The organism is Lelliottia sp. SL45 (assembly GCF_026672535.1).
GTDB lineage: Bacteria > Pseudomonadota > Gammaproteobacteria > Enterobacterales > Enterobacteriaceae > Enterobacter > Enterobacter nimipressuralis.
Genome location: NZ_JAPPRH010000001.1, coordinates 734,325 through 759,429, shown reverse-complemented (window position 1 = coordinate 759,429; position 25,105 = coordinate 734,325). Strand labels below are relative to the sequence as shown.

Below are 25,105 nucleotides of genomic sequence, written 5' to 3'. Positions count from 1 at the left end.
ATTTAGCACGCTTTTCGCGGTTTGGTGTAGAGGCTACGCGTAATAATTCTTCAACCCACCTGACTTTTCAGCCAGTCGATAAAGGCATCAATTTTCGGCCACTGCCTGCCCGAAAGGGTCGATATGTAGTAGTGCTGATGGCATTTCAGGGCTTTCTCGCCGAAGGGCGCAATCAGCTCCCCGCGATCCAGCCGCTTTTGCACCAGCCGCTGACGCCCCATGGCGACACCCACGTGGTTCATCGCGGCGATAACGGCTAAATCGGAACGATCGAAACCAATGCCCGACGATGGCGGCAAATTCACTGCAAAGTGCTGCGCCCAGCTAAACCACTCATCGGTTCCCGAGTCGTTACTCCACGCCTGTCTGTCATGCAGCAGCGTGCAATGGCGCAGATTGTCAGGGTTTTTAATTAACTCATGTTCGCGCGCGTATTCCGGTGTGCACACCGGCAGGATCGCCTCGTTCATCAGAAAATGATGGGCGAGCTGAGTGGGCGGCGTATCGTCGAAGTAGAGCGCCAGATCGATACCCGTTCGCTGCATGTTCGGGTAATCATTGCCTGTCAGTATGGTCAGGGAGATCGACGGATAGCGACGGGAAAAATCCCCGAGCATCGGCACCAGCCAGCACTGGGCGATGCTGGGGCGCGAATAGACGGTCAGGGTGCCGGAAAGCGCCTGATTCTTGATGTCGAGGATCTCCTGGTTCAGGGTATCCAGCGACGATTTGAGGGTCCAGAAAACCCGTTTTCCCTCCTGCGTCAGCTCCACTTTGCGGTGCGAGCGGACGAACAGCTGAATCCCCAGCTCCTCTTCCAGCAGGTTAATGCGATGGCTGACGGCGCTCGGGCTGAGCGACAGCTCTTCCGCCGCCAGCGCGAAGGACTCATGCCGGGCCGCCACTTCAAACGTGTACATTTTTGACAGTTGCCAGCCGTTCAGCAGGCGATTGCCGACCTCATTCGCATCGTTCATGGCGGTTTTTTATCCCCTCAGCCTCGTATTTCTGCCCTCAGAATATCCGTTATGAATGAATTAATGTGAAGCAACGACGAATAAAGTGCGCTTTTTAGAGCAATGTCACTCACTTGATCCAATCTGCCTCACCTGAACGGCAATTTATATCGTTTGTCAGCCGGTGCCGTTTTTTCGTCCAATAGCCGCAGATAACTTAAGGGTGAGGTGAGGTATGGGATCTCAGATGTGGGTTGTGGCGACGCTGCTGGCAAGCATCGTGTTGATTGTATTAACCATCGTAAAACTGAAGTTTCACCCGTTTCTGGCGCTGCTGCTGGCGAGCTTCTTCGTTGGCGCAATGATGGGCATGAGCCCGCTGGATATGGTCAATGCCATCGAGAGCGGCATCGGCGGCACGCTGGGATTCCTGGCGGCGGTGATTGGCCTCGGCACCATTCTCGGCAAGATGATGGAAGTTTCTGGCGCGGCGGAACGCATCGGGCTGACGCTCCAGCGCTGCCGCTGGCTCTCCGCCGATGTGATTATGGTTCTGGTCGGGCTGATCTGCGGTATCACGCTGTTCGTTGAAGTAGGCGTGGTATTGCTGATCCCGCTGGCGTTCTCAATCGCCAAAAAGACGCAGACTTCGCTGCTGAAACTGGCAATCCCTCTGTGTACGGCGCTGATGGCGGTTCACTGCGTGGTGCCTCCCCATCCGGCGGCGCTGTTTGTCACCAACAAACTGGGCGCGGATGTCGGAACGGTAATTGTATACGGTCTGCTGGTCGGGCTGATGGCCTCTCTGGTGGGCGGCCCGCTGTTCCTGAAAATCCTCGGCGATCGCCTGCCGTTTAAACCGGTTCCGGCGGAGTTTTCTGACCTCAAAGTGCGAGAAGAACATACGCTGCCCACGCTGGGCGCCACGTTGTTCACGGTGCTGTTACCGATTGGCCTGATGCTGGTAAAAACCATCGCCGAGCTGAATATGGAAAAAACCGGCTCGCTCTACACGCTGCTGGAATTTATCGGCAACCCGATCACCGCCATGTTTATCGCCGTGTTTGTGGCCTATTACCTGCTCGGCATTCGTCAGCATATCGGGATGAGCGCGCTGCTCAAGCACACGGAAACGGGCTTTGGTTCGATTGCCAACATCCTGTTGATTATCGGGGCGGGCGGGGCATTTAACGCGATCCTCAAAACCAGCGGCCTGGCCGATACGCTGGCGCTGATTTTATCGAACATGCATATGCACCCGATTCTGCTGGCCTGGCTGGTGGCGTTAATTCTGCATGCGGCCGTCGGGTCTGCCACGGTTGCGATGATGGGGGCCACGGCGATTGTCGCGCCGATGCTGCCTCTCTATCCCAACGTCAGCCCGGAGATCATCGCCATTGCCATCGGTTCTGGCGCCATTGGCTGCACGATCGTCACAGATTCTCTCTTCTGGCTGGTGAAGCAATACTGCGGCGCGACCCTGAACGAGACCTTTAAATACTATACAACGGCGACATTTATCGCCTCGGTACTTGCACTTGGCTGCACGTTCCTGCTTTCTTTCATTATCTAAGCGCGAAGAGACGTACTATGGAAAACGCAAACATCACCACCTTAATCGCCCAATATCCTCTGGTAGAGGATCTGATGGCGCTGAAAGAGACCACCTGGTTTAACCCGCGCACCACCACGCTTGCCGAAGGGCTGCCGTATGTCGGGCTGACGCAGGCGGATGTGAAGGATGCTCACGCCCGCCTGGCCCGCTTTGCGCCTTATCTGGCGAAAGCGTTCCCGGAAACCGCGGCCAAAAACGGCATTATCGAATCAGACGTGGTGGCCATTCCCGCCATGCAAAAGCGCCTGGCGAAGGAGTTTGCCACGCCGATCAACGGCACTTTGCTGCTGAAAAAAGACAGCCATTTACCGATTTCCGGCTCTATCAAAGCGCGTGGCGGGATTTATGAAGTGCTGACCCACGCCGAAAAACTGGCGCTGGAAGCGGGGCTGCTGTCGCTGACAGACGATTACAGCATCCTGCTGGAACCACGCTTTAAAGCGTTTTTCAGCCAGTACAGCATTGCCGTTGGCTCAACGGGTAATCTGGGGATGTCGATTGGCATCATGAGCGCCCGCGTTGGCTTTAAGGTAACGGTGCATATGTCTGCCGACGCCCGCGAGTGGAAAAAGGCCAAACTGCGCAGCCACGGCGTTGAAGTGGTGGAGTACGAACAAGATTACGGCGTGGCCGTGGAGCAGGGGCGCAAGGCTGCCGAGAGCGATCCCAACTGCTTCTTTATCGACGACGAAAACTCTCGCACCCTGTTTTTGGGTTATGCCGTGGCGGGTGAGCGTCTGAAAGCTCAGTTTGCTGAACAGGGGCGCGTGGTGGATGCGGATCATCCCCTGTATGTCTATCTGCCGTGCGGCGTGGGCGGTGGCCCTGGCGGCGTCGCGTTTGGCCTCAAGCTGGCCTTTGGCGACCACGTTCACTGCTTCTTCGCCGAGCCAACCCATTCGCCGTGCATGTTGCTGGGTGTTTATACCGGTTTGCACGATGAAATTGCGGTGCAGGATTTGGGGATCGATAACCTAACGGCCGCAGATGGTCTGGCGGTGGGACGCGCGTCCGGGTTTGTCGGCCGCGCAATGGAGCGTCTGCTGGACGGGTTCTACACCCTGTCCGATCAGAGCATGTACGATATGCTGGGCTGGCTGGCGCAGGAAGAGGGCATTCGTCTGGAGCCATCGGCGCTGGCGGGTATGGCCGGGCCGGTGCGTGTCCCTTCTTCAGCCAATGCGACCCACCTCGTCTGGGCAACGGGCGGCGGGATGGTGCCGGAAGCGGAGATGGCAAAATATCTGGCGAAAGGCCGTCCGTCACGTCTGCCGTAACAGCGTCATCAGCTCTTGCGTCGAGCGGTTGTGCTTTTTCAAATCGCGCATCACTTTCATAAAGGGTGCGCTGTAGTCATAGAACGCCAGATAGCCCTGACACAGCACGTCGTCATTTGCCGACGTGCATAACCGCCGTCCTGCGCACGTCTGGCATTTCAGCAGCCCTTTCTTCTGGCACAGCGCGGTGCCGCACCAGCCGTCCAGTGTGTCGTCGAACAGGCGTACCGAGATCTCCCCGATATCCTGCCAGACCCACATCGCAAAAATCTGCGTTAAGAACTCGCCCCACACTTCCGGCGTTACGGGCTTTTCACCCGCCGTCTGTGGCAAAAAATGGACGTTTTTGTTACCGCTGAGGCGTAACGCTTGATAAACCTTCCCTGGCTCGCGCGCGTTGCAGTTATCGACTACAACCACGCGGGTACTTCCGTGGCATCCTGTCATTCACGACCTTAGAAAAATCAGTATTTGCTGTAAGTGTGTTACAGCAAACAGTAATGCGAGGGAGAGTACTGCGAGAGAGATCAAGAATTTGTCACGCACTGCTTTGGGCTGTACGAAATCGTTGTGATTCACGTCCATCAGGTTGCGGCTGCGGGTGTAGCGCCAGAGAAGAGCCGCTACCAGCGCCAGCACCACAATCGAGACCCAGAACGGCAGACCGGTGCGGTGCCAGTTGTGTTTAATCGCCAGTGCGATCAGCGCGCCGTAGCCCAGCAGCGTGCGCAGCCAGGCCAGCGATGTGCGCTCGGGCTGCAGGCCGGGGTCGGCTTCCCGTCGCGCTTTGCGGCTATCCGCCATAGAACACCAGCACCATGACCGCTGCCGCGACGGCCAGCAATATCACGCTGATCGCCAGCAGGCCGCGCGTGTAGGGCATATCCTGTTTCAGGCGCATCGCCTTTTCATTGCGCAGCCAGCGCAGATAACCGTAGATCGCCAGCACACCGGCGAACAGACACAGCAGCAGCGCCAGCACTTCACGAATCAGCGGCGTGGCGAAATCCGGTGCGAGCTGGTCCAGCCCGACGCCTGCCGCGAGAAACCCCAGCGCGGTGCGGATCCATGCGAGAAATGTGCGCTCATTGGCGAGGGAAAACCGATAGTCAGGCGCTTCGCCCAGCTGGGAAATTTTCATGAAGGCTCCTTGTCGTACCGCAAGCAGGCTTCAGCATAGCGTAAATTGACCGGCATCTGGGATGCCGGTCGGCGGGATTAGTGCAATTCTGGCCAGTAATCTTTGTTGGCCTCAATCAGATCATCGAGGATGGCTTTGGCAACCGAAGCGCTTGGCACCGTTTTAGACAGGGTAATCGCCTGCCAGAGTTTGGTGTAGGAGCGCTCTTCCCAGGCATCGACCACCAGTTTTTCCACTGCCACCTGCTGGCCCATCAGCCCTTTCTGGAAGTGCGGAATATCGCCCACGGTCAGCGGCTCAGGGCCGTTTTTGCCGACCAGGCAAGGGATTTCGACCATCGCATCGGCGTCGAAGTTATGAATCGCCCCGTTGTTCGGCACAATCAGCAGCATCCGCTCCTGAGTGTTGAACGCAATAGCCGTTGCCAGATCGACGATGTACGACGCATGTTCGTCGATTTCCAGCTCACCGGCGGAAGATTTCCCCGCTTCGATGATGGCGCGGCAGGAGCTGAAAACATGCTTCTCGCGGTGATCCATCACTTCGTTCGCGCGGGTGCGCTCCGGGTTTGAGTGCGCCACCACGTAATCCGGGAAGAGGTAATATTTCAGGTAGGTGTTCGGCATGGTGTCCGGATCGAGCGCCTGCACGTCTTTTGCTTTCGCGAACGTGTCATTCCAGCTGGCTTCCGTATGGGCATCGTCAGAAGGTGGCACATAACCGTTTTTCGCCACGTACTCGCGCAGTTTCGGCATCAGATCGTTACCGTTCAGATCTTCAATCGACGTCCACCAGCCGAAATGGTTCAGCCCGTAGTAGCGCACGCGCATCTCTTTGCGGTCTTTCAGACCGACGATCTGCGCCATTCGCCCTTCGATGCCAATCGGCATATCGCAGATGTTGAGAATTTTGGCGTGAGGTCGCAGACGGCGGGTGGCTTCAGCAACGATCGCCGCCGGGTTGGAGTAGTTGAGCATCCATGCATTCGGGGAGTATTGCTCCATATAATCCACCAGCTCCAGCACGCCGCCAATGGAGCGCATACCGTAGGAGATCCCACCCGGACCGCAGGTTTCCTGACCCAGCACGCCGTGGCGTAACGGGATTTTCTCATCCTTCTCACGCATCGGGTATTTGCCGACACGGATATGCGCCATCACAAAGTCCACGTCAGTAAACGCGGCTTTAGGGTCGGTGGTGTAGCTGAATTCGATATCCGGCGCCTGCTCCTGCAGGATGATTTTGCACGCCTCGGCGATGGTCTCCTGACGTGCGCCGTCGTTGTCATAGAACTTGAGCGCACGCAGTGGGAAGCGGTCGCGATTCGCCAGCAACATCAGGACGATACCAGGAGTGAACGTGCTGCCGCCGCCTGCGATAACAACTGAGAATTTTTTCATGATACAGCCTCTGTCATGGTGGATGATGGGTTTGTAGTAGAAGGGGTCATCAGGGATTCAAGCTGGTCGCGCACCTGTGGGACGTGCAGCCCAACAATCACCTGAATACCATTGCCGCGACGCACCACACCGTGGGCGCCAAGGGCTTTGAAAACGTCGTCACTTTGCGTTTTGCTCATATCAAACAGGGCGATACGCAGCCGGGTGGCGCAGTTGTTGATACTTTCGATATTGCCTGCGCCGCCCAGCGCCTGCAGATAGGCGGCCGCCTGGCCAGAGCTGGTGTTCGCCGCAACGGTGGTTTGCCCGCGCGCGGCCTGGTAATCCGCTTTGCTGTAGAGTTTGATTTCGCTCTCTTCACGGCCCGGGGTTTTCAGGTTGAAGCGTTCGATAAGCGTCTTAAAGACCAGGAAATAGAGGGCGGTGAAGCACAAGCCGATGCCAATCTGGGTGAACATCATGGAGGCATGATTGTGGAACATCGGGATCCAGTTCTGCGGCAGGAACTGGTCAAGCAGCCCGCCGCCCATGTTGCCGACCACGCCAAAGATATACATCACGGTCGCCATGGTCGCAGCGAGGACCGCGTGAACGGCAAACAGCAGTGGCGAGATAAACAGGAAGGTAAACTCCAGCGGTTCGGTGATCCCCACCAGCATCGCGGTCAGCGTCGCCGGGATCAGCAGCCCCGCCACTTTGACGCGATTTTCCGGCGAGGCGGTGTACCAGAGCGCCAGCGCAATCCCAACGGAACCAAACACTTTCGAGTTACCGTGCAACGCAAAGCCGCCTTCCGGGAACAGGGTTTTCAGCGGCAACGTGCTCTGGCTGAACGCCTGCAAATGCTGCGCCCAGTACACCTGAATACCGCCCTCGACCGCCGCCGGGCCGAAAATAAATGGACCGTAGACGAAGTGGTGCAGGCCCGTTGGGATCAAAATGCGTTCCAGGAAGGTATAAACCCACACGCCCAGCGCCCCGGCGGAGCGTAAAAACGCCTGCAACGACTCAATGCCCATCTGCACTTTTGGCCAGCCGAGCAGCGTCAGCCAGGCGCACGGAATCATCACGAAGAAGGCGATGATCACCACAAACGAGGTGCCCTGGAAGATGCCTAAAAATACCGGCAGCTGTTTATCGAAATAGCGGTTGTGGATGGCGGTCACCAGCCCGGAAATCACAATCGCGCCGATAATGCTGGTATCGAGGGTTTTGATCCCGGCAATCATCGCCAGCCCGCTTCCCGCGGTAGGCTCGGCCATAAAGTTCACGCCAAAGAACTGACCCCAGGTCATGCCCATCGCGTTGATAAAGTAGTTCCAGGTCAGGAAGCTAATCAGCACCGCCAGACACGCCCGGCCCTGCGCCTGTTTGGCGAGGCCGATCGGTAAGCCGACAGCGAAAATCAGCGGCATATTACGAAAGACCGCCCAGCCGCCCTCTTCAATGATGTGGACGATTTGGGCAAATAAATGATCGGGTGCCGTTAAGGCCTCGCCCACAAAAAGCGGATTGCGCAGCATGATGGCAATTCCAACCACCATGCCTGCGAAAGGGAACAACAGCACCGGGGTAAACATGGCGCCGCCAAAACGTTGTATTTGACTGAGCATCTTTAAATCCTCATGTAACAACCTGTAGGGGGTTTGGCCTTATTGGTTTTGTGCTGGCCTGAAATGAGAATAAAAATTTACTCAGCGGCTCACACCGCGCGCCGCTGCGTTCCGTGATCGCATTCATGGTTTTAATTTGCCCACTCAGGTCTACTTTCAGTTCAAAATATGGACATGTTAAGACGCGATGCACGACTGAATACGCGCAGAGAGGTCTACAGGTGATCTACAAATCCATTGCCGACAGATTACGTCTGCGGCTCAATTCGTCGGATTACAATGTCGGCAGCCCGCTGCCCGGCGAAAAAGCGCTGGCGCAGGAGTTTGGCGTGGCGCGGATGACCATTCGCAAGGCCATCGATTTACTGGTCGGCTGGGGGCTGGTGGTGCGCCGTCACGGCAGCGGCACCTTTGTCGCGCGCAAGGATGTTCACCATGAAACCACCAATCTGACCGGGCTGGTGGAGGTGTTGCGCCAGCAAGGCAAAGAGGTGCAGAGCCAGGTATTGCAGTTTGAAGTGATGCCCGCCCCGCCCGCCATCGCCAGCCAGCTGCGTATTCAGATTGACGAGCGGATCTACTTTTCGCGTCGGGTGCGTTACGTGGAGGGAAAACCGCTGATGCTGGAAGACAGCTTTATGCCCGTGAAGCTGTTCCGCAATCTGTCGCTGGCGCATCTTGAAGGGTCGAAGTTTGATTACATCGAGAAGGAGTGCGGGATCACTATCAGCGGGAACTACGAGAGCCTGACGCCGGTGCTGGCTGACCGGCAGCTGGCGAATCTGATGAATTTACCGGAACAGACGCCGCTGCTGCGCATTACGTCCTTGTCCTACAGCGACAGCGGCGAGTTCCTGAATTACTCCGTGATGTTCCGCAATACCAGCGATTACCAGGTGGACTACCATCTGCGGCGCATCCACCCGGACGCGTTGTTAGCCTATCCCCCAGAACAGCACGGCCAGTAGCTGCGGCGTGATGATGCGCAGGAACATCACCAGCGGATAAACGGTGGCGTAGGAGAGTGCCGCCGCGCCGCTGGTGGCGTGCAGATTGTTGGCGAAGGCCAGCGCCGGAGGATCGGTCATGGAGCCGGCCAGCATGCCGCACAGGGTCAGGTAGTTCATCTTCGCGAAGATCCGCGCCAGAATCCCGACCGTCAGCAGCGGAACCGCCGTGATGATAATCCCATAGCCGATCCAGCTTATCCCCTCGCCCTGCGTCAGAGTGTGGATAAAGTCGCCGCCAGATTTCAGCCCCACTACCGAGAGGAACAGCACAATGCCCAACTCGCGCAGGGCCAGGTTGGCGCTTGGCGGCATGAACCAGTACAGCTTCCCGATACAGCCGATACGCCCCAAAATCAGCGCCATGATCAACGGCCCGCCCGCCAGACCGAGCTTGAGCGCTACCGGGAATCCGGGCACATAGAGGGGAATTGAGCCGAGCAGCACCCCCAGCCCGATTCCGATAAACACCGGCAGCATCTGCACCTGCTGCAATTTTTGCTGCGCATTGCCGACCATATCGGCGACGGCGTCAATGGACGACGGGCGGCCAACCAGATTGAGGATATCGCCAAACTGCAGGCTGGCATCCGGGCTGGCGACCAGTTCAACGCCCGCACGATTCAGGCGTGAGATCACGACGTCGTAACGCTCTTTTACCTGTAAATCGCGGATTTTCTTGCCCAATACCTGCTCGTTGGTGACCACAACGCGTTCCACGCGCATGTCGGTGCCCCGCGTCGAGAGGGAGGTGTCTACCTCCTGGCCGATGACCAGTTGCGCGCTGTGCAGATCGCCGGGCTGGCCGACCAGGTGCAATAAGTCCCCGAGCTGAATCACAGTGCCGGGAGATGGGACCATCAGCATTTCGTCCCGCTTCAGGCGCGAGCAGATGATATTGACGCTGTTCAGAATCGGCACATCCTGAATCGCCATGTGGTTCAGATTGGGGTTTTCGACGCGAATGTTGATGGTTTTGATCAGCATGTGGCCGTTGGTGATCGTGGATTCATGCTTTTTGGCTTCGTCGTCCACGTTGATACGAAACAGCACACGCACCAGCCACATGGTCAGCAGAATGCCGCAAATGCCAAACGGGTAAGCCATCGCATAGCTCATCCCCATCTGATCCACTACGCCGGGCGCAATGCCCAGATCGCGCAGAATTTGCTGTCCAGCCCCCAGCGCAGGGGTATTGGTGACCGCGCCGGAGAAAATCCCCAGAACCACCGGGAGCGGAATATCAAAGATTTTATGCAGAATGGCGGTGACGAGGCCGCCCATGACGACAATACCGAGAGCAAAGAGATTCAGCCGCAGCCCGGAGACGCGCAGCGAGGCGAAAAACCCAGGCCCGACCTGAATGCCGATGGTGTAGACGAAGAGGATCAGACCGAATTCCTGAATGAAGTGCAGCATTTCAGCGCTGAGGGTTAACCCAAGCTGATCGGCGAAATGGCCGACAAAAATACCGCCGAAAAGCACTCCGCCAATGCCAAATCCGACACCGCGGATTTTGATATTGCCAATCCACAGCCCAACCACTGCAACCAGGGCCAACACGCTAACCGTTAACGCGATATCACTCATGACCTTTTCCCTGCGCATATCCTTAGTGATTAAGGGGATTCTCGCAGAGGTTATGGGGTTTGTATGGGCGATGGCGCACAAAAAAGCCCCGCGAAAGCGGGGCTTAGTCGTTTGCTTTGCCCGCAGACACTGCCCTTGAGCAGGCCTGCGGGTTTTGTTGGCCGGGAAAGCGCAGCGCCTCCCGACACAAATTAGCTGTTCAGCGCCGGACGTTCGCTGATGGCGATTTTCTGCGGTGCCAGTGCTTCCGGCACATTGCGCGTCAAATCAATGTGCAACAGCCCGTTGGTAAAGGTCGCTCCGGAGACTTCCATATGGTCAGCCAGGGTAAAGCTCAGGCTAAACGGCTGAGTCACCAGGCCCTGATGCAGCCACTGGGTCTCAGTTTGTGGTTTTTCCGGCGTCCCTTTCACCGTCAGGCGCGCGCCTTCGAGCTGGATATCGAGATCCTCCTGACGGAATCCGGCCAGCGCCAGCGTGATGCGGTAGTGGTTGTCATCGCTTTTTTCGATGTTGTACGGCGGAAAACTCTGTTGTTCAGCCGTGCTTTGCAGGGCGTTAGCCAGTTTGTCAAAACCAATCCACTGACGCAGCAGGGGGGATAAATCGTAGTTACGCATTGTTAATCTCCTTCTGAGAAGCGAGTTAAGCACTGTTTTTAGTGCGCAGTTGTTCCTGCAAATCCACATGGATTCGCACAGGCTCCCGTTTCGGCAAGCCACTCTGGATGGGCCGCGCGAGCGACCCGCTTAAATTAGTTGATCTCGATACGGCGCGGTTTTTTCTCTTCCGGAATCACACGTTCCAGATCGATAAACAGCAGACCGTTCACCAGGTTCGCACCGTAAACGTGGATGTTTTCGGCGAGCTGGAATTTGCGTTCAAAGTTGCGCTCAGCAATGCCCTGGTAGAGATAGGTACGTTCTTTCTGCTCTGCCGTGTGTGCGCCTTTCACCACCAGCAGGTTGTCCTGCGCGGTGATTTCCAGTTCGCTCTCAGCGAAACCGGCGACAGCAATGGCAATGCGGTAGTGGTTTTCGTCAACCAGCTCAACGTTGTATGGAGGGTAACCGTTACCTTGGCTTTGGTTATTTTCTAAATGGTTGAACAGGCGATCAAAACCAATAGCAGAACGGTACAGCGGGGAAAAATCGAAATTACGCATAAATCAACGCTCCTGAAATCAGCGAGTAATGTTTGCCTTCCACCATGGACAGGCCGTTGTGCCACCAAACACCCATCAGGCGTGTTCGTTCTTCGGCTACACAGATAAAGTGGGTCTGATTCCGATCATTTCAAGAGGTTAAATGCGAGATTTTTTTGCACTTTGCTGGGTCTCGCATAGACTGGGACTACAGCACAAAGAGTGAAATTGCGATGGCTGCCACAGAGCGGCGCTTTCCAGCTATTCTTTTCGCACATGGCTCGCTATAACTCGATATTGCGGTTATGTCTCGCCATTAACATTGATTAACAGATGATGAATAATGTTCTGATAAAGCTGACAACATGCAGCGTAGTGGTATTACTTTGCGGGTGTTCGAGCGTGATGTCTCACACCGGCGGTAAAGAAGGAACATATCCGGGCACGCGCGCTAGCGCGAATATGATTTCGGATGATGAGACGAACTGGGGCACCAAATCCCTGGCGATTCTGGATCTGCCGTTTACAGCGGTGCTGGATACGCTGTTAGTCCCGTGGGATCTGTTCCGCACCGATAGCTCGGTGCGTTCACGCGTGGAAAAAAGCGAAAAGCAGAATATGGCCACCAACAGCGTTATCCCACCCGCTGAGATGACAGCGCCCTGATTACTTCCCGGTTTCCGTGACCCAAAGCTGACGGAAACCGGCAGTCTCTTCCATCCACGCCACATAACGACCATCCGGCGAGAACACCACCGCATCACCCGAGGGCGGATTGCCGTGATCGGACGTCAAAAACGTCACTTCACCGCTTCGCGCATCGCAGCAGGCAATGCGGTTGTCCAGCACAAATCCCAGCGCTTCGCCCGACGGATGCCAGTTAAACGCCGACTGAATATCGCGGGTGTTATGCGTCAGCTGGCGCGGCTCCCCGCCCTCTGGTGCGATAAGCCACAGCTGCACAATGCCACGCTCATCGCGCATCAAAAACGCGATTTCACCGCCCTGCGGATGGCTGCGCACCCAGTGGCGTGGCACGTTGACCAGCCCCGGATAGCGGTTTTCATGGGTGAACGTTAAACGCCGCTGCACCACACCAGCAGGCGGTGCGGGCAGGGTCTGCTCCGTCCCTTCCAGCGGTTCGTCGCCCGCCTGTTTCCAGCCCGCCTCATCCTCTGGAAGATCGACGATAAACAGCTCCGGCACTTTTTCGCCGCGTTCAGAGAGCGTGTCGCCGATAAAGGCCAGCTGGCGGTTACCCACCCAGCCCTCTTCATAGGCGCGGTTGATCTCATCGCTGCCGGGCCGTGGCGTAGACGTCGTGCGGCTGATCAGTACGCTCCAGAACGTTCCGGCATATTCGCGCGGATGACTGCCCTGCGGCGTCACCGGGCCGAACGGCACGGCGACGCCGACATTGCGCAGATCCAGCGTCACGTCGCGTTCGTGCATCACATGGTCGTTATAGGTAAAACTGACCCGTTGCCCGTTGGGGCTAAAGACGTGAACATGGCTCCCGCCGCGCAGCGCGCCGGGGGTATAGGGCGCAGTGATGTCCATGGCATCGAGATTACTGACTTCGCCGTTGCGGGCAATCACACCGCGACGATGGTGAAAATCGTAGTGCCAGCCCGCATCCGGGTTTTCCGGGCCGTGAATAAAGACGTACTGTTCCTCAAGAGGATGAACGGTCACCACGCCCACGTGCGCGCCATTTTTAGCGCGGTAAATAACCTCGGTTTCGCCCGTCTTCACGTTGACTCGCTCGATCGTTTCGCCCGTAAAGGACGCGCCGGACGGTCGCACGTCAAACGCCAGCCATTGGCTGTCAGGCGTCCAGGTATTGGTATTCGTGAGTTGATGATGACGGGGAGCGAAGGTGATTTGTTTCATGGAGAGACCCTGATGCGCGGTTATCGCATCAGGGTAAAGCATCGCGAAGATTTAGCCTACTCGTTTAACATCGCCGACCAGCAGGATGTAGGAGAGCGCGCCAATCAGAGTGATAACGGAGATGTAGGTCAGAGCAGGCGCAAAGCCGTGCGCCTGCGCCAGATAGCCAATGACCAGCGGAACGGTGATACCGCCTAACCCGCCGGCAAAGTTAAACACGCCTCCGGTGAGGCCAATCAGACGCATCGGTGCCAGTGAGGAGACCAGCGACCAGGTGATGGACGCAAAACCGTTTCCGAAGAAGGCCACCGCCATCAGCACGGTGATCCACACCGGGTCATTGGTGTAGTTCGCACCCATAATGCAGGTGGAGAGCAGCAGGCCGAAGATGATCGGCAGCTTGCGCGAGAATCCAATCGAGAAGCCTTTGCGCACTAACATATCGGCGATCCAGCCCGACAACAGGACGCCCACGAACGCTGCCAGGAACGGAACCGTGGTCATGAAACCGGCTTTCAGCGCGGTGATGCCTTTTTCCTGGGTCAGATAGTTCGGGAACCAGGTCAGGAAGAACCACAGGGTAGACGCAATCGCGAACTGCCCGAGATAAACCCCCACCAGCTTGCGGTGGAAAACCAGTTTCCAGTCACTTTTGGTCAGGCGGGTGCGCCCCTTGTTTTCAATCTGCGCATCGCCATCCACCAGACCGCCGCCCTGCTCGATGTAATTCAGTTCAGCTGTGGTGATGCCTTTGGTTTTACGCGGTGACTGATAGACCTTAAACCAGACAAACGACCAGATAATCCCGATGCCGCCAGTGATGATGAACACCCAGTGCCAGCTCAGCGACTCCTGAATCCAGATCAGCAGCGGTGTGAGGAACGCCAGGCCTACGAACTGTCCGGAGGTGTAGAACCCCACCGCCGAGGCGCGTTCATGCTCCGGGAACCAGCTGGTCACCATGCGGTTGTTGGTCGGGAAAGCGGGCGCTTCGAAGATCCCGGTGATGGCACGCAGGCCAATCAGCGACAGCAGTCCGGTGGCAAAGCCCTGGAACAGGGTGGCAACGGACCAGCCAAAAATCGCGATGCAGTAGGTGGTGCGAGAGCCTAAGCGGTCCAGCACACGTCCGCCTGGGATCTGGCACAGGGTATACATCCAGGCAAACGCCGAGAAGATGTAGCCCATCTCGGTTTTCGAAATGCCAAACTCTTCCTGAATATGCGCGGACGCCACGGCCAGGTTGGCGCGGTCAACGTAGCAAATCACCACGGTAATAAAAATCATCAGCAGCGTCAGGTAACGACGACGGCCTGTTTTTGCGGTAGTCACAGAAATATCCATTAATCTGTCTCCAGATTTTGGGCATAGCGATACACGTCACCATGCCCTGTAAGTTACAGAGGGTTATGTTTTTGTGGGTAAGAATTTTTGCCCGGGAATATGGCGCTGACCGGGCTTACGAAATGGTGATCACCACTCCGCTACGCTACCATCCGAATATCGCCACAGCGGGTTACGCCAGTCGGAGGCGTTTTTACTCAGCTCAATCACTTTGGCTTCGTCAATGTCCACGCCAAGACCCGGTTTGGTTAACGGTTTGAAGAACCCGCCTTCCATGTTGAAGTCTTCTTTGTTTTTCACAAAATCGAGCAGCTCAGCACCTTTGTTGTAATGGATGCCCATGCTCTGCTCCTGGAATACCGCGTTACGCGAGACGAAGTCCACGTGCAGACAGGCGGCCAGGGCAATCGGTCCCAGCGGGCAGTGCGGCGCCAGCGCCACGTCGTAAGCTTCGGCCATACCGGCGATTTTGTAGCATTCGGTGATACCCCCGGCGTGGGACAGATCCGGCTGCAGAATCGCCAGGCCGCCCGCTTCCAGCACGCGTTTGAATTCGAAGCGCGAGAACATACGTTCGCCCGCCGCGATGGGAATATGGGTCTGCGCCGCCAGCTTCGGATAGTATTCGGCCTGCTCCGCCAGTACCGGCTCTTCGATAAACAGCGGGCGGTACGGCTCCAGCTCTTTGATCAGCACTTTCGCCATCGGCGCGCTGACGCGACCGTGGAAATCGAGGCCAAACTCAATCTCATTGCCAAAGGCTTCGCGGATTTGCGCCACCGTATTCACGGCGTTATCCACCGCCCGGGAGCTGTCAATGACGCCCATCTCTTCGCAGCCGTTAAGCTTGAAGGTATCAAAGCCAATTTTGCGCAGCGTTTTGATGCCGTCGATCACCTCTGCCGGACGGTCACCGCCGACCCAGCTGTAGGCTTTAATTTTGTCGCGCACCAGACCGCCCATCAGCTGCCAGACAGGGGCGTTCAGCACTTTGCCTTTGATATCCCACAGCGCCTGATCGATACCGGCGATGGCGCTCATCAGGATCGGGCCGCCGCGATAAAATCCACCGCGGTACATTACTTGCCACAGGTCGTTAATACGCGCCGGGTCCTGACCGATCAGGAACTCTTTCAGCTCATGCACCGCCGCTTCAACGGTACGCGCGCGGCCTTCAATTACCGGCTCGCCCCAGCCGACGACGCCTTCGTCGGTTTCGATTTTTAGAAACATCCAGCGCGGGGGTAAACGGTACGTGGTGATGTTGGTATGTGATTTGGTGGAGTCTTTTACATAATAGAGAGAAGAAAGGAACTTAACTTAACTGATTGTTATGCATGTTATTTACAGCTACGTCTAGTAAAACGGCTTTTGCATAACATTCTATTAAATTTCGTCAGTTTAGCGATGTCTTTTGCATTAAGTAAATGGAGGTTGTACAACCCAGAAGATTCAGCAAACGAAGTGAGACTACACCCGGCCTGACCGGATGTCTAGCCAGCCTTGTTTACTGATTGCTCTGTCAGAGGTGCCGCACGTTCGTTCCCTGCGAAATTATCGTATATCTCTCTCAGCCTTGGAGCTGGTACTGATTTTAAAAGCAGAGCAATCTCTTTAATTTCATCGCATGCAGTCAATAGTTCCTGAGAATCTTTGTCCACCAGCAGTAGGGCGAATTCGGCCCCTTTTCTGTTGAGTGTCTTCCGAATGCTTTCCAGCTCTTCGCAATCCAGCGCGCTCAGAATTTCTGAAATCACTTTTAGCTGATCATCTTTGTCGTAAGCTGCCTGCGATGCCTGCGATGCCTGCGATGCCTGCGATGCCTGCGATGCCTTGGCACGCTTGCTGATATTGATAGCTTCATCAATCATTACAGGGGCTGCGAGCCACTCGATGGAAACGCCTTCAGCCGCTGCAATTCTAGCCAATACATCAGCTCTTGGTATTGATGACCGATATAAGTAGTTGTTTATATTTGAAGTTTTAACCCCCCAGGCATCTGATACTTCTTGTATTGTCCTGCCATTCATTAATGAAAGTATTTTTGGCGCGATACTTTCTTTCCTCTTACCCTCAAAGGAAAGCGATTCTGCCATTTCTCTCTCTTTTTTCTTTCCGTGTATCATATTGAAAAACCTATATTTTATTTAATTAGCCCAATTCACTTCAAACAAAAGAAAGGAAATAATTGACTTTCTTTCAATTGAGAGTAAAACTTTACCCATAGAGATAACCCCGCGGGGTTATCTGGGTGGATAACTTTTTAGGATAAACGAATGTCGACAACAAATGAAGGGCACCGCACTGACTGGCACCCACGCAAGATTGTCTTCGAGGTGCATGAACGAGGGAAAACCCTGAGATCCATCTCCCTGGCAGCGGGTCTGGCAAAAGACACAGCAAAAAATGCTCTCTATCGAGAGTGGCCTAAAGGTCAGCGGATCATTGCTGATGCACTTGGAGTTGCACCTGAGGTCATTTGGCCAAGTCGCTATAACAAAGAAGGTGTGTGATGTATCTCACTGCGAATGAATTAGTAGGAATTGACGGTATGCCCGGCACAGTCCAGGGCGTCAGACTGCGTTTAAAGCAGTTGCAGGTCAGTGCTCCTGAATTTGTTCGTCGCAGAGTGGGTAGCAAAGCGTTTGAATACCACATTGACTGCTTACCCGCTCCGGCTCAGCAGCAACTTAAGAAGCGCGAAACCAAAGCGCTGCTGGCCCAACAGCCAAAAGCCCCGGTTCCTGCTGTAGCAGTTACCGACCTGTCAAAGGCACAGCGTGACTGCGCCGATGCCCGCGCCGCACTTTGCCAGGCGGTGCTCGATCTGGAAGTGAGCGTCGGCCTTCCGCGCAGCAAGGCCATCGCTGAGATTGTCAGCGCTGCCCGCCTGGGTTCTCTGTCGCCACATCTGATGGCCGCAGTTGCCCATGCTAACGCCCGTAAAGGCGCTGGTCGCACCATCGGCACTCGCAGCCTCAACGAATGGGTGCTGGCGTACTGCCGGGCTGAAGATTCAACGGAGGTGCTGCGTCTGCTGGCTCCACGCCCTACGCACCTGAAGGTGCAGCCGCTGCAGGTGCCATGGTTTCTTGGCTTTATGGTGCATTACCGCGACCCGAGAGGCTTTTCCGTTGCAGAAGCCTATCTGAAGTTCAGCGAGAACTGGCAGGAACGCTTTAATGGGCAGCCTGCAATGCTGGCTGCAATTCCGAGCATCGACGCGGTACGCCGCATGATGGCGAAGCTGGGCAAGATTGAGAAGCTGCGTGGACGTGTAACCGGTAGCGCATGGCGTGCCCTGCAGCCGTTTGTGCGACGCGACTGGTCAGTGCTGCAAACCAATGACGTATGGATCGGCGATGGTCATGGCATGAAGATGACTGTCCGTCACCCTATCCATGGCAATCGCTTCAAGCCGGAGCTGACGCTGATAATTGACGGCGTAACCCGATACGTTGTCGGCTGGAGCATCAGCTTCTCTGAGAACGTCATCGCCATCTGTGATGCGCTGCGCCATGGCATCAGTAAAAACGGCGCTCCGCTGTTCTATTACTCCGATAACGGTGGTGGTCAGAAGAACAAAACGCTTGATACCGATATCACCGGTATCCTCCCCCGACTGGGGGTTGGTCACGAAACCGGTATTCCGGGCAATGCCCAGGGACGCGGCATCATTGAACGTGCGCACCAGACAATTCTGATACGCGTGGCGCGTGAGTTTGCCACTTTCAATGGCAAAAGCGCCGATCGTGAATGGGTGCGTAAGACCGCTGTCGCCATTGATTCAGCAGTGAATGCTGAGCAAAAAGGGAAAGAGCTGACTACACAGCAGCGTAACAGCCTCAAAAAACTCCCGACGTGGGACGATCTTATCCGGGAGGTGGAGAAAGGCGTCGAGTGGTACAACAACTGCCACCAGCACGACGAACTGCCGAAGCGTGAGAACGGCAAGCACTACACTCCGGCGCAATACCGTGCCGAACAACTTAAAAAAACGCCGCTTCATTATCTGAGTGACGCGGAGTTGCATGAAATGTTCAGACCTTCATTTGAGCGTCAGGCAACACGTGGAGAAGTGAAAATTTTCAATAATATTTATTTCTCTCAAGCGTTGTCAGCGCATGAAGGTGAGAAGGTGATCGTGGCTGTCGATATTCACGATGCCAGCAAGGTCATCGTTCGCAAAATGGACGGCACATTTATTTGCGACGCTGAGTGGGATGGTAATAAACGCGCCGCCTTCCCGGTATCGATGGCCGATGATGCCCGCGAAAAACGTGGAAATACCCGTGCGAAGAATGTTGAGCGCAAGCTGGAGCAAATTGAGGCTGAACGCAACCCGCATCGCACTATCGAACACGCACCAGACTTTAGTCTGCTGGGAGGTCTGAGACCGGCACCAGAGCCTGAATTTGTAGAAGTTGATGAAGAACCCGTCTTTTTCTTCCCGTCCGAACGGGCGAAGTGGGAAGAAGAACAACGCAGAAAAAAAGCGGTTTAAGGCTTTTTAAACAGATTTTAAAAGAGGTTTAACGATGAGCAATTACGCAGAACAGTTGAGTTCCCTGATGAGCCGCCGTGGATGGAGCCAGGGGGATATCGCAAAAAAAATCGGCATGAGTAATGGCGCGGTAAGTTCTTACCTCAGCAACTCATACAAGGGCAATATGAATAATATTACGGATAAGGTTGTCAGTCTTATTCGCAAAGAGAATAAAAAAGACGGTCTTACCAGTGTTCAGACCGGGTTTGTGATGACCGAAATGGCAGTACGCATGGAATATGTAGCCGATTTTGCCCGCGATGATGGCGATATTGTGGCGATTATTGGTGGCGCAGGGCTGGGCAAAACCAGCTTCCTGATGCACTACGCCAACAAACATCCGGACACGATCCTGATTGAGACCGACCCCAGCTTTACCGCTCGTGGAATGCTTGAAGAACTGTGCAAGAAGCTGGACATCAAGAAAAAAGGCAACATGCACACCCTGACCGAGGCTATCGTCGACAAGCTGAAAGGCTCAGACCATGTTCTGCTGATTGATGAGGCTGAGCTGCTGCCTTACCGGGCGCTGGAAGTGGTCCGTCGCATCCACGACAAAGCCGGGGTGGGTGTGATACTGGTTGGCCTTGAACGCCTGCTGACCAACCTCAAGGGCCGTCGTGGCGAATTTCTCCAGTTGTACAGTCGTGTCGGTTGTTGTCTCAATATCGGTAATGAGCTGACTGTTGATGATATTCATGCCATCACGCGGCAGGTTATCTCCTACAGCGATGAGTCGCTCTTATCAAAATTTTATGAGAAATCAGGTGGCAATGCCCGACGCCTGGCGAAGTTAATCTGTGGCTCCATACGGATTGCAGATGGATATAAAAAGCCTGTCAGCGCTGCAATTGTTGATGAATTTGCCAAAATGCTTATCAAATGAGGGACAACAATATGATGACCGGCACAGCATTATCTTCCCGCATTCAGGCCGCTCAAAATGTCCGGCGCTGGTTGCAGGACAAGGGATGCCAGGAAGTAGCCGCCCGCTTGTTTAACCACAGGGCGTTGATTGAAGTCTCCTGCCCACCAGCAGAGCTGCTGCACAAAGCGCAGCGTATTACCGAAAGCTATGCTGGCGTCACCCGTAGCGTCTGGACGGTGTTTTATAATGGCTGCCAGATTATCTGGCGTTAATTAACCGATGTATTAACCGTATTAAATACGCATTTTTATTAACTGAACTATTCACCCACTGATAAGGGCATTAATTATGACTCACGAGAATATCGCGGCATCCGCACACCTGATTGATGGCAAATACATGAAAGACCGCAAAGGCCGCCTGGTGCCGGTTGACCTTGTTCCTGCACACGATTTTGAAATGGACGCCTTTGTCCGTTCCTGTATCGCCGGTGCTTTCGACCTGCAGCAGCAGATGATTGAATTCAAGCGTCGCGTTTATGGCGACTGTGATGCGTTTATCAAACTGCTGGATGAGAAGTTCAACGTTAAACGTGGCGGTCTGAAAGGCAACGCCAGCTTCACCACCTATGATGGTGCCCTGCAAATTACCATCAGTATTAACGATCTGGTGACATTCGGCCCGGAGATTCAGTCTGCGAAGTCACTGATTGATGAATGCCTTGAGGACTGGAGTGAAGGTGCCAACGAAAACCTGCTGGCTATTATCAGAGATGCCTTTGTCGTCGATCAGCAAGGCAAGCTGAGCATGTCCCGCATCGTCAGTCTGCTGCGCATCGACATTAAAGACGAACGATGGCAGAAAATTAAAAATGCTATCAGTGACGGACTGGTGGTGAATGGCACCAAAACGTACCTGAACTTCCGCCAGCGCAACGCCGAAGGAAAGATGGTCGATATTCCGTTGGCGATGGCGGCGCTGTGATGAACGCACAGGGGTTTAACCAGCGCTATCCGGTCGGCAGTCATTTTATTTATCAGCCCTTGAAGACGCTTCGCGGCGGCAAGTCAGTCAAAACGGTGGATGTCGCAAGAGACCTCAATGAAGCGACTGTCGTTGAAATTAATGTTGAGCCTTATTTCGCTAACATTAAATCACTGACGCCCGCAGGCTGAATATAAAACTGATTTAAACCGATATTAATCATCTTTTAATTATGGCGTAAACCCGCAGGGGCTGGCTTACGCCAAATTCAGGAAAACATAATATGAAAATAAGCAAGCAGCAGTGGTCCGGTATTGAGGAAACGCTGAAATCCGGCCTTCTGGTTAAATTCACTTACCAGGGGCAGAAAGTCGGTGTTCGCAGGATGGCAATCAGCGAAACAAAACTCGCCTATGTGGTTTTGGCGGGTGATGTGCCACTTATGGGGTGCTTCAAAGAAGGTGAGTCGAGATATCACCCGCTTTCTAACGTGTTCCTGCGCAAGCGCACCATTAATCCCCATGCATCAACAGTGCGTCGCCTGTCGGCTCAGCGTGGCGGCAAGACGTTCCTTAAGCGCAAGGATTACCGCTACCTGACTGAGGAGCGTATCGAGGTCACGGATTCGTTTTTCCCTACGGCCCGGACGGTAGTTTCTCACTTCCGAAAAATTGAAGGGCTGGAGGTTATCCCGGAGAGCGTGCCAGGAACCCGTAACGGAGGTGCAGGATGATACTCGGTGTTCGTGGGGCAAATTACCAGATACAGCAGGGCATGAATGAATACACCCTGACTGATAACAGTACCGTCACTGAAACACCCTCACTGCCTGCCAGTTCGCGCTGGAAGTACTGGGATGCACGTCAACGCCGCATTCTGGATAAAACCACGCAGAAAGCGATGAAGGATGCAGTAAATCGTCACAAGAAAAAATGGGGTTATAAATGAAAAAGCAAACTGAAGAATGCACTGAATCAAAAGCGATTGATTTCGATCCTAATTTTACCCTGTGTGGTCGAGAAGCAAAACAGGTGGTCCGCCTGACGTTTGGTCAATGGCAATATCGTGGCTCTTTCAATATCACCGTTTGCGGAAATATTACGGGACTTAGCATCATTAAATATGCAGTCGAAAACCTTTACGAATCGCTGCCATACAGGGAAGACCCGTTTGGAGAAGGTGGCTATGCTTCCATTCAACTGGGTGATTTATCTGTTGAGGATGAAGACCAGAGGGAAGATGAATGGCTGGCAGATATGCTCATTCGTGCCGAAATCATCAGTTTTGAAACTGCTGGGAGAAGCGGTGATGAATAAAGTTACACATAAAAATATCCCCTACCAGCAAGGAAGGGATTCGGAAGAGGCATACCAGCTTGTCGCCGAAGCCTGGCGACTGATGGATGCCAAAAGCCCGAAATCAGTAGGCTGGCATTTACGCGCATCCAAATTCCTGAATGCTGATCGTACTGCCGTACAACCCGAAATCGTCAATGATGTAGTTATAGCTGAGTTTGCAACCAGACTCGCCAGCGCTTTTGACCGCCATATTGCTGCCGCTGGGTTGACTGACCACGATAGCGTCACCATGCGGGAATGCAAAGATGCCATTGCGCATATTATAGAGCAGTGCGCTATGCAGCACTTCCAGACGCCGTCACCGTCTAAGGTTTATATTGCGGGTCCAATGACGGGACTGCCTGACTATAACCGTGATGCTTTCTTTCGAGCTGAGGCTGAGCTTATTCACCACGGCCATACTGTACTTAATCCGGCAGCGCTGCCTGACGGGCTGACGCAGCATCAATATATGGATATTTGCCTGGCAATGCTTCGCAGCGCTGACAGTATTTATCTGTTGCGGGGCTGGGAACAATCCCGTGGTGCTAAAGCTGAAAAGGCCATGGCCGAAAAGATGGGTATGGTGATTGAGCTTCAGGGGAAGGGCGTATGACAACGGCAAAACGCTATTCCTTCAGCAACCGTAATACCTACTACGGTCTCATCCATAAAGGCGCAATGCGGATGCTGAAGGCTGAGTTCGGTGAGCATTCAGCCGCTGAGCTGGACGGGGCATATCGCATGCTGCTTGAGCGTGAAACCGGGCAGCGTTCATGCAAAAACCTGACGTGGGCGCAGCTCGATGCGTTGTATGTCTCGCTGCGTGACGCGGGCTGGCTGGAAGACACCCGTAACTATCGCCCCGGTGGTAGCGCACCTGACCGCCCCACCGATGCGCAGTGGGCCAAACTGGCGGCATTATGTCGCCAGCGTGGCTGGAAGCAGGGGCTGAAGTCCCCCAATCTGGCCGCGTTCGTAAAACATACCGTCCATGTGGATAAGGTGCAGTTCCTGACGAAATCGACCATCACCCTGGTGATTACCGGGCTGGAGAAGTGGCTCAAAGGAGGCAGTCATGGCAACAGTTAAGCAATGGACGGAAACGGAGATGGCCTTTCTGAAGCAAAATTATGGGCATATACCCGTCAGCGATATTGCTGCCGCTCTCGGCCGTACAGAGAGCGCGGTGGGTTCAAAAGCCAGTAACATCGGCATCAGCACCCGCAGCAAAGCTACACAGCCGATTGAAGAGGTCAGAAAGCTGAAATCTGAGGGTATGACCATCACCGGGATTGCTGAAAAGCTGGGCCTGACCGCCAATCAGGTGAATCACTATCTTTATAATTCGCGCTACGGCCATGCTGGTTACTCCCCGAGAGGCCGTATCACCTGGACGAAAGACCGTATCGGGCAGTTGATTCAGATGGCAAAAGCCTGCACTTCCGTTAACGAGATGGCGAAACAGTTAGGGGCAACACCTGCGGCCATCCGGGTAAAGGCTTCTACGCTGGGGTTGGTGCTGCCAAATGGACAGAAACGCTATTCTCAACTTGATGTTGATCTGGCTTACCAGATGAAGGCAGCAGGCTTCTCCGTGCGTAATATTGCGGCAAAACTGGATGACCCACCCATTTCGGTTCATACCGTTCGTCGCATACTGTCCAATGAGTCGCCATCGTGGGAAATGCTACGGGCCAGGAAGGCTACATTATGATGAGCGGTCTTATTGGTTTTGTGCTTCTTGTCAGTCCCTGCGGCCATGATGCCTGTGAATACATCCCGGTGACGGAGCGTATTTACCCGCACTTAATAGCATGTGAGCAGATGCGATCCCGTCTGCTCAGCGTGCGCCAGGCAGCAGTCCTGACCTGTAACGAGGTCAGGCGGGAATCTTCCGGAGGTAACAATGACCAGCATCAATCCTGACCATGTTGTGACTATTGTCAGCCCTGACACGCTAGAAGAACTTACCGAGTTGCTGGAATCCCGCTGGCCTGACCGCCGGATTCCAGCTGCGGAGTTCCACCAGCTTGTTGAAGGGATGCCAGAGATTAACTGGCGGGTATGGCTCTCCCATACTGGCCTCGGCCGAAACTGGTATAATACCCGAGAAGTGGCTGAGGTTTTATGGAGAGTGGCGTATGAAAGTACATGTGACCCCGATGAGTAAGTTCGACAAGACGCTGGTAACCCCGGCGTCATTTCGCATGGTGGAATGTTGCAAGATTATCGGCGAAAGTCAGCGCAACATGTACCGCCGTATCAAGCGCCGCGAGTTCTTTGCAACCCGTCTGCACTCCTGGCTGGTCTTTGTGATCGTGGATGAGGAAAAGGCAAAACAGGCACGACCTCAGCTTGATTTGTTTGATTAATACAATGGATGGTAA

Annotated in this window: 31 protein-coding genes, 1 pseudogene and 1 other annotated feature; of the genes and pseudogenes, 19 read left to right on the top strand and 13 right to left on the bottom strand. The window is 54.7% G+C overall.

Annotated features, from left to right (window positions below):
* Positions 1-50 precede the first annotated feature (50 nt).
* Positions 51-977: a DNA-binding transcriptional regulator DsdC gene (gene dsdC, locus OVA10_RS03700; RefSeq protein ID WP_100778258.1), complete on the bottom strand. Its 927-nt coding sequence runs from the start codon at positions 975-977 to the stop codon at positions 51-53.
* A 214-nt stretch (positions 978-1,191) separates the two neighbouring features.
* Here dsdC and dsdX point away from each other — a divergent pair, with 214 nt between their 5' ends.
* Together dsdX and dsdA are read left to right on the top strand one after the other, a co-directional pair.
* Positions 1,192-2,529 carry a D-serine transporter DsdX gene (gene dsdX, locus OVA10_RS03695; protein WP_102105110.1) on the top strand — a complete coding sequence of 446 codons (1,338 nt, stop codon included), beginning with the start codon at positions 1,192-1,194 and terminating at the stop codon, positions 2,527-2,529.
* A gap of 17 nt (positions 2,530-2,546) precedes the next feature.
* Positions 2,547-3,848, top strand: coding sequence for a D-serine ammonia-lyase (gene dsdA / locus OVA10_RS03690; protein WP_129035796.1), 1,302 nt, complete (start codon positions 2,547-2,549; stop codon positions 3,846-3,848).
* On the opposite strand, the gene OVA10_RS03685 is transcribed toward dsdA, so the two are convergent.
* From OVA10_RS03685 to OVA10_RS03665, 5 genes are all read right to left on the bottom strand, one after another.
* Positions 3,834-4,295, bottom strand: a complete 462-nt coding sequence (locus OVA10_RS03685) for a regulator (protein WP_268195319.1) — start codon at positions 4,293-4,295, stop codon at positions 3,834-3,836. The genes dsdA and OVA10_RS03685 overlap by 15 nt on opposite strands.
* Positions 4,296-4,652 carry a DUF202 domain-containing protein gene (locus OVA10_RS03680; protein ID WP_181827073.1) on the bottom strand — a complete coding sequence of 119 codons (357 nt, stop codon included), beginning with the start codon at positions 4,650-4,652 and terminating at the stop codon, positions 4,296-4,298. It lies immediately after the preceding gene.
* Positions 4,642-4,989, bottom strand: a complete 348-nt coding sequence (locus OVA10_RS03675) for a YidH family protein (protein ID WP_100778263.1) — start codon at positions 4,987-4,989, stop codon at positions 4,642-4,644. The genes OVA10_RS03680 and OVA10_RS03675 overlap by 11 nt, the downstream gene beginning before the upstream one ends.
* Before the next feature lie 77 nt (positions 4,990-5,066).
* Positions 5,067-6,389 carry a 6-phospho-alpha-glucosidase gene (locus OVA10_RS03670; protein WP_100778264.1) on the bottom strand — a complete coding sequence of 441 codons (1,323 nt, stop codon included), beginning with the start codon at positions 6,387-6,389 and terminating at the stop codon, positions 5,067-5,069.
* The gene (locus OVA10_RS03665) at positions 6,386-8,002 is read right to left on the bottom strand and encodes an alpha-glucoside-specific PTS transporter subunit IIBC (protein ID WP_184957400.1); all 1,617 of its coding nucleotides are present in this window, start codon (positions 8,000-8,002) and stop codon (positions 6,386-6,388) included. Before OVA10_RS03665 ends, OVA10_RS03670 begins: the two co-directional genes overlap by 4 nt.
* 221 nt (positions 8,003-8,223) lie before the next feature.
* Here OVA10_RS03665 and OVA10_RS03660 point away from each other — a divergent pair, with 221 nt between their 5' ends.
* On the top strand, positions 8,224-8,970 hold the full coding sequence (locus tag OVA10_RS03660) for a GntR family transcriptional regulator (RefSeq protein ID WP_268195314.1): 747 nt from the start codon (positions 8,224-8,226) through the stop codon (positions 8,968-8,970).
* Here the strand turns inward: OVA10_RS03660 and OVA10_RS03655 are convergent.
* The 3 genes from OVA10_RS03655 to ibpA all read right to left on the bottom strand — a co-directional run bounded on the left by OVA10_RS03655 (position 8,938) and on the right by ibpA (position 11,764).
* Positions 8,938-10,599: a putative transporter gene (locus tag OVA10_RS03655; RefSeq protein WP_102105113.1), complete on the bottom strand. Its 1,662-nt coding sequence runs from the start codon at positions 10,597-10,599 to the stop codon at positions 8,938-8,940. The two genes, OVA10_RS03660 and OVA10_RS03655, sit on opposite strands and share 33 nt — an antisense overlap.
* A 191-nt stretch (positions 10,600-10,790) precedes the next feature.
* Complete coding sequence (gene ibpB, locus OVA10_RS03650) at positions 10,791-11,219, bottom strand: small heat shock chaperone IbpB (protein ID WP_100778267.1); 429 nt, start codon at positions 11,217-11,219, stop codon at positions 10,791-10,793.
* A gap of 134 nt (positions 11,220-11,353) precedes the next feature.
* Positions 11,354-11,764, bottom strand: a complete 411-nt coding sequence (ibpA, locus tag OVA10_RS03645) for a small heat shock chaperone IbpA (protein ID WP_100778268.1) — start codon at positions 11,762-11,764, stop codon at positions 11,354-11,356.
* Positions 11,758-11,830, bottom strand: a sequence feature (ROSE (Repression Of Heat Shock gene Expression) occurs in the 5'-region of heat shock genes and acts as an RNA thermometer to modulate expression.). Its footprint overlaps the gene before it by 7 nt.
* 246 nt (positions 11,831-12,076) lie before the next feature.
* On the opposite strand from ibpA, the gene OVA10_RS03640 reads away from it, so the two are divergent.
* Complete coding sequence (locus OVA10_RS03640; RefSeq protein WP_100778269.1) at positions 12,077-12,409, top strand: YceK/YidQ family lipoprotein; 333 nt, start codon at positions 12,077-12,079, stop codon at positions 12,407-12,409.
* Here OVA10_RS03640 and OVA10_RS03635 read toward each other — a convergent pair whose 3' ends face one another.
* From OVA10_RS03635 to OVA10_RS03620, 4 genes and pseudogenes are all read right to left on the bottom strand, one after another.
* On the bottom strand, positions 12,410-13,636 hold the full coding sequence (locus tag OVA10_RS03635; RefSeq protein ID WP_248859380.1) for a DUF3748 domain-containing protein: 1,227 nt from the start codon (positions 13,634-13,636) through the stop codon (positions 12,410-12,412).
* Between the two features lie 51 nt (positions 13,637-13,687).
* A pseudogene (locus OVA10_RS03630) lies at positions 13,688-15,023 on the bottom strand (MFS transporter).
* 86 nt (positions 15,024-15,109) lie between these two features.
* Positions 15,110-16,243: a galactonate dehydratase gene (dgoD, locus tag OVA10_RS03625; protein ID WP_268195376.1), complete on the bottom strand. Its 1,134-nt coding sequence runs from the start codon at positions 16,241-16,243 to the stop codon at positions 15,110-15,112.
* Between the two features lie 230 nt (positions 16,244-16,473).
* Positions 16,474-17,076 (bottom strand): helix-turn-helix domain-containing protein, encoded by a 603-nt coding sequence (locus OVA10_RS03620; RefSeq protein ID WP_268195311.1) that lies wholly within the window; start codon positions 17,074-17,076, stop codon positions 16,474-16,476.
* Positions 17,077-17,256: 180 nt separating this feature from the next.
* Here OVA10_RS03620 and OVA10_RS03615 point away from each other — a divergent pair, with 180 nt between their 5' ends.
* The 15 genes from OVA10_RS03615 to OVA10_RS03545 all read left to right on the top strand — a co-directional run bounded on the left by OVA10_RS03615 (position 17,257) and on the right by OVA10_RS03545 (position 25,090).
* Positions 17,257-17,493, top strand: coding sequence for a helix-turn-helix domain-containing protein (locus OVA10_RS03615; RefSeq protein ID WP_268195309.1), 237 nt, complete (start codon positions 17,257-17,259; stop codon positions 17,491-17,493).
* A 38-nt stretch (positions 17,494-17,531) separates the two neighbouring features.
* Positions 17,532-19,484: a Mu transposase C-terminal domain-containing protein gene (locus OVA10_RS03610; protein ID WP_268195307.1), complete on the top strand. Its 1,953-nt coding sequence runs from the start codon at positions 17,532-17,534 to the stop codon at positions 19,482-19,484.
* 34 nt (positions 19,485-19,518) lie between these two features.
* Positions 19,519-20,412 carry an AAA family ATPase gene (locus OVA10_RS03605; protein ID WP_268195305.1) on the top strand — a complete coding sequence of 298 codons (894 nt, stop codon included), beginning with the start codon at positions 19,519-19,521 and terminating at the stop codon, positions 20,410-20,412.
* Positions 20,413-20,423: 11 nt separating this feature from the next.
* Positions 20,424-20,666 (top strand): hypothetical protein, encoded by a 243-nt coding sequence (locus OVA10_RS03600; RefSeq protein WP_268195303.1) that lies wholly within the window; start codon positions 20,424-20,426, stop codon positions 20,664-20,666.
* A 76-nt stretch (positions 20,667-20,742) separates the two neighbouring features.
* Positions 20,743-21,378: a DUF3164 family protein gene (locus tag OVA10_RS03595; protein WP_268195301.1), complete on the top strand. Its 636-nt coding sequence runs from the start codon at positions 20,743-20,745 to the stop codon at positions 21,376-21,378.
* Complete coding sequence (locus OVA10_RS03590; protein WP_268195374.1) at positions 21,378-21,569, top strand: hypothetical protein; 192 nt, start codon at positions 21,378-21,380, stop codon at positions 21,567-21,569. Before OVA10_RS03595 ends, OVA10_RS03590 begins: the two co-directional genes overlap by 1 nt.
* A 92-nt stretch (positions 21,570-21,661) precedes the next feature.
* Positions 21,662-22,111 carry a hypothetical protein gene (locus tag OVA10_RS03585; protein ID WP_268195300.1) on the top strand — a complete coding sequence of 150 codons (450 nt, stop codon included), beginning with the start codon at positions 21,662-21,664 and terminating at the stop codon, positions 22,109-22,111.
* Complete coding sequence (locus OVA10_RS03580) at positions 22,108-22,326, top strand: hypothetical protein (protein ID WP_268195298.1); 219 nt, start codon at positions 22,108-22,110, stop codon at positions 22,324-22,326. The genes OVA10_RS03585 and OVA10_RS03580 overlap by 4 nt, the downstream gene beginning before the upstream one ends.
* The gene (locus OVA10_RS03575) at positions 22,323-22,694 is read left to right on the top strand and encodes a DUF5406 family protein (protein ID WP_268195297.1); all 372 of its coding nucleotides are present in this window, start codon (positions 22,323-22,325) and stop codon (positions 22,692-22,694) included. The genes OVA10_RS03580 and OVA10_RS03575 overlap by 4 nt, the downstream gene beginning before the upstream one ends.
* A complete protein-coding gene (locus tag OVA10_RS03570) occupies positions 22,687-23,331 on the top strand; it encodes a DUF4406 domain-containing protein (RefSeq protein ID WP_268195296.1) in 645 nt (214 codons plus the stop codon). The genes OVA10_RS03575 and OVA10_RS03570 overlap by 8 nt, the downstream gene beginning before the upstream one ends.
* Positions 23,328-23,807 (top strand): regulatory protein GemA, encoded by a 480-nt coding sequence (locus tag OVA10_RS03565; protein ID WP_268195295.1) that lies wholly within the window; start codon positions 23,328-23,330, stop codon positions 23,805-23,807. The genes OVA10_RS03570 and OVA10_RS03565 overlap by 4 nt, the downstream gene beginning before the upstream one ends.
* A complete protein-coding gene (locus OVA10_RS03560; RefSeq protein WP_268195294.1) occupies positions 23,794-24,432 on the top strand; it encodes a helix-turn-helix domain-containing protein in 639 nt (212 codons plus the stop codon). Before OVA10_RS03565 ends, OVA10_RS03560 begins: the two co-directional genes overlap by 14 nt.
* Positions 24,429-24,644: a hypothetical protein gene (locus tag OVA10_RS03555; protein WP_268195293.1), complete on the top strand. Its 216-nt coding sequence runs from the start codon at positions 24,429-24,431 to the stop codon at positions 24,642-24,644. The genes OVA10_RS03560 and OVA10_RS03555 overlap by 4 nt, the downstream gene beginning before the upstream one ends.
* Positions 24,625-24,888, top strand: a complete 264-nt coding sequence (locus OVA10_RS03550; RefSeq protein WP_268195292.1) for a hypothetical protein — start codon at positions 24,625-24,627, stop codon at positions 24,886-24,888. Before OVA10_RS03555 ends, OVA10_RS03550 begins: the two co-directional genes overlap by 20 nt.
* Positions 24,881-25,090 carry a hypothetical protein gene (locus OVA10_RS03545; RefSeq protein WP_268195291.1) on the top strand — a complete coding sequence of 70 codons (210 nt, stop codon included), beginning with the start codon at positions 24,881-24,883 and terminating at the stop codon, positions 25,088-25,090. Before OVA10_RS03550 ends, OVA10_RS03545 begins: the two co-directional genes overlap by 8 nt.
* Positions 25,091-25,105 lie beyond the last annotated feature (15 nt).

What these genes read in the sequence shown, in the direction of transcription:
- dsdC (WP_100778258.1), bottom strand. Translation starts at nt 977, where the DNA reads ATGAACGATGCGAATGAGGTCGGCAATCGCCTGCTGAACGGCTGGCAA.
- dsdX (WP_102105110.1), top strand. Translation starts at nt 1,192, where the DNA reads ATGGGATCTCAGATGTGGGTTGTGGCGACGCTGCTGGCAAGCATCGTG.
- dsdA (WP_129035796.1), top strand. Translation starts at nt 2,547, where the DNA reads ATGGAAAACGCAAACATCACCACCTTAATCGCCCAATATCCTCTGGTA.
- OVA10_RS03685 (WP_268195319.1), bottom strand. Translation starts at nt 4,295, where the DNA reads ATGACAGGATGCCACGGAAGTACCCGCGTGGTTGTAGTCGATAACTGC.
- OVA10_RS03680 (WP_181827073.1), bottom strand. Translation starts at nt 4,652, where the DNA reads ATGGCGGATAGCCGCAAAGCGCGACGGGAAGCCGACCCCGGCCTGCAG.
- OVA10_RS03675 (WP_100778263.1), bottom strand. Translation starts at nt 4,989, where the DNA reads ATGAAAATTTCCCAGCTGGGCGAAGCGCCTGACTATCGGTTTTCCCTC.
- OVA10_RS03670 (WP_100778264.1), bottom strand. Translation starts at nt 6,389, where the DNA reads ATGAAAAAATTCTCAGTTGTTATCGCAGGCGGCGGCAGCACGTTCACT.
- OVA10_RS03665 (WP_184957400.1), bottom strand. Translation starts at nt 8,002, where the DNA reads ATGCTCAGTCAAATACAACGTTTTGGCGGCGCCATGTTTACCCCGGTG.
- OVA10_RS03655 (WP_102105113.1), bottom strand. Translation starts at nt 10,599, where the DNA reads ATGAGTGATATCGCGTTAACGGTTAGCGTGTTGGCCCTGGTTGCAGTG.
- ibpB (WP_100778267.1), bottom strand. Translation starts at nt 11,219, where the DNA reads ATGCGTAACTACGATTTATCCCCCCTGCTGCGTCAGTGGATTGGTTTT.
- ibpA (WP_100778268.1), bottom strand. Translation starts at nt 11,764, where the DNA reads ATGCGTAATTTCGATTTTTCCCCGCTGTACCGTTCTGCTATTGGTTTT.
- OVA10_RS03640 (WP_100778269.1), top strand. Translation starts at nt 12,077, where the DNA reads ATGATGAATAATGTTCTGATAAAGCTGACAACATGCAGCGTAGTGGTA.
- OVA10_RS03635 (WP_248859380.1), bottom strand. Translation starts at nt 13,636, where the DNA reads ATGAAACAAATCACCTTCGCTCCCCGTCATCATCAACTCACGAATACC.
- OVA10_RS03620 (WP_268195311.1), bottom strand. Translation starts at nt 17,076, where the DNA reads ATGGCAGAATCGCTTTCCTTTGAGGGTAAGAGGAAAGAAAGTATCGCG.
- OVA10_RS03615 (WP_268195309.1), top strand. Translation starts at nt 17,257, where the DNA reads ATGTCGACAACAAATGAAGGGCACCGCACTGACTGGCACCCACGCAAG.
- OVA10_RS03610 (WP_268195307.1), top strand. Translation starts at nt 17,532, where the DNA reads ATGCCCGGCACAGTCCAGGGCGTCAGACTGCGTTTAAAGCAGTTGCAG.
- OVA10_RS03605 (WP_268195305.1), top strand. Translation starts at nt 19,519, where the DNA reads ATGAGCAATTACGCAGAACAGTTGAGTTCCCTGATGAGCCGCCGTGGA.
- OVA10_RS03600 (WP_268195303.1), top strand. Translation starts at nt 20,424, where the DNA reads ATGATGACCGGCACAGCATTATCTTCCCGCATTCAGGCCGCTCAAAAT.
- OVA10_RS03595 (WP_268195301.1), top strand. Translation starts at nt 20,743, where the DNA reads ATGACTCACGAGAATATCGCGGCATCCGCACACCTGATTGATGGCAAA.
- OVA10_RS03590 (WP_268195374.1), top strand. Translation starts at nt 21,378, where the DNA reads ATGAACGCACAGGGGTTTAACCAGCGCTATCCGGTCGGCAGTCATTTT.
- OVA10_RS03585 (WP_268195300.1), top strand. Translation starts at nt 21,662, where the DNA reads ATGAAAATAAGCAAGCAGCAGTGGTCCGGTATTGAGGAAACGCTGAAA.
- OVA10_RS03580 (WP_268195298.1), top strand. Translation starts at nt 22,108, where the DNA reads ATGATACTCGGTGTTCGTGGGGCAAATTACCAGATACAGCAGGGCATG.
- OVA10_RS03575 (WP_268195297.1), top strand. Translation starts at nt 22,323, where the DNA reads ATGAAAAAGCAAACTGAAGAATGCACTGAATCAAAAGCGATTGATTTC.
- OVA10_RS03570 (WP_268195296.1), top strand. Translation starts at nt 22,687, where the DNA reads ATGAATAAAGTTACACATAAAAATATCCCCTACCAGCAAGGAAGGGAT.
- OVA10_RS03565 (WP_268195295.1), top strand. Translation starts at nt 23,328, where the DNA reads ATGACAACGGCAAAACGCTATTCCTTCAGCAACCGTAATACCTACTAC.
- OVA10_RS03560 (WP_268195294.1), top strand. Translation starts at nt 23,794, where the DNA reads ATGGCAACAGTTAAGCAATGGACGGAAACGGAGATGGCCTTTCTGAAG.
- OVA10_RS03555 (WP_268195293.1), top strand. Translation starts at nt 24,429, where the DNA reads ATGATGAGCGGTCTTATTGGTTTTGTGCTTCTTGTCAGTCCCTGCGGC.
- OVA10_RS03550 (WP_268195292.1), top strand. Translation starts at nt 24,625, where the DNA reads ATGACCAGCATCAATCCTGACCATGTTGTGACTATTGTCAGCCCTGAC.
- OVA10_RS03545 (WP_268195291.1), top strand. Translation starts at nt 24,881, where the DNA reads ATGAGTAAGTTCGACAAGACGCTGGTAACCCCGGCGTCATTTCGCATG.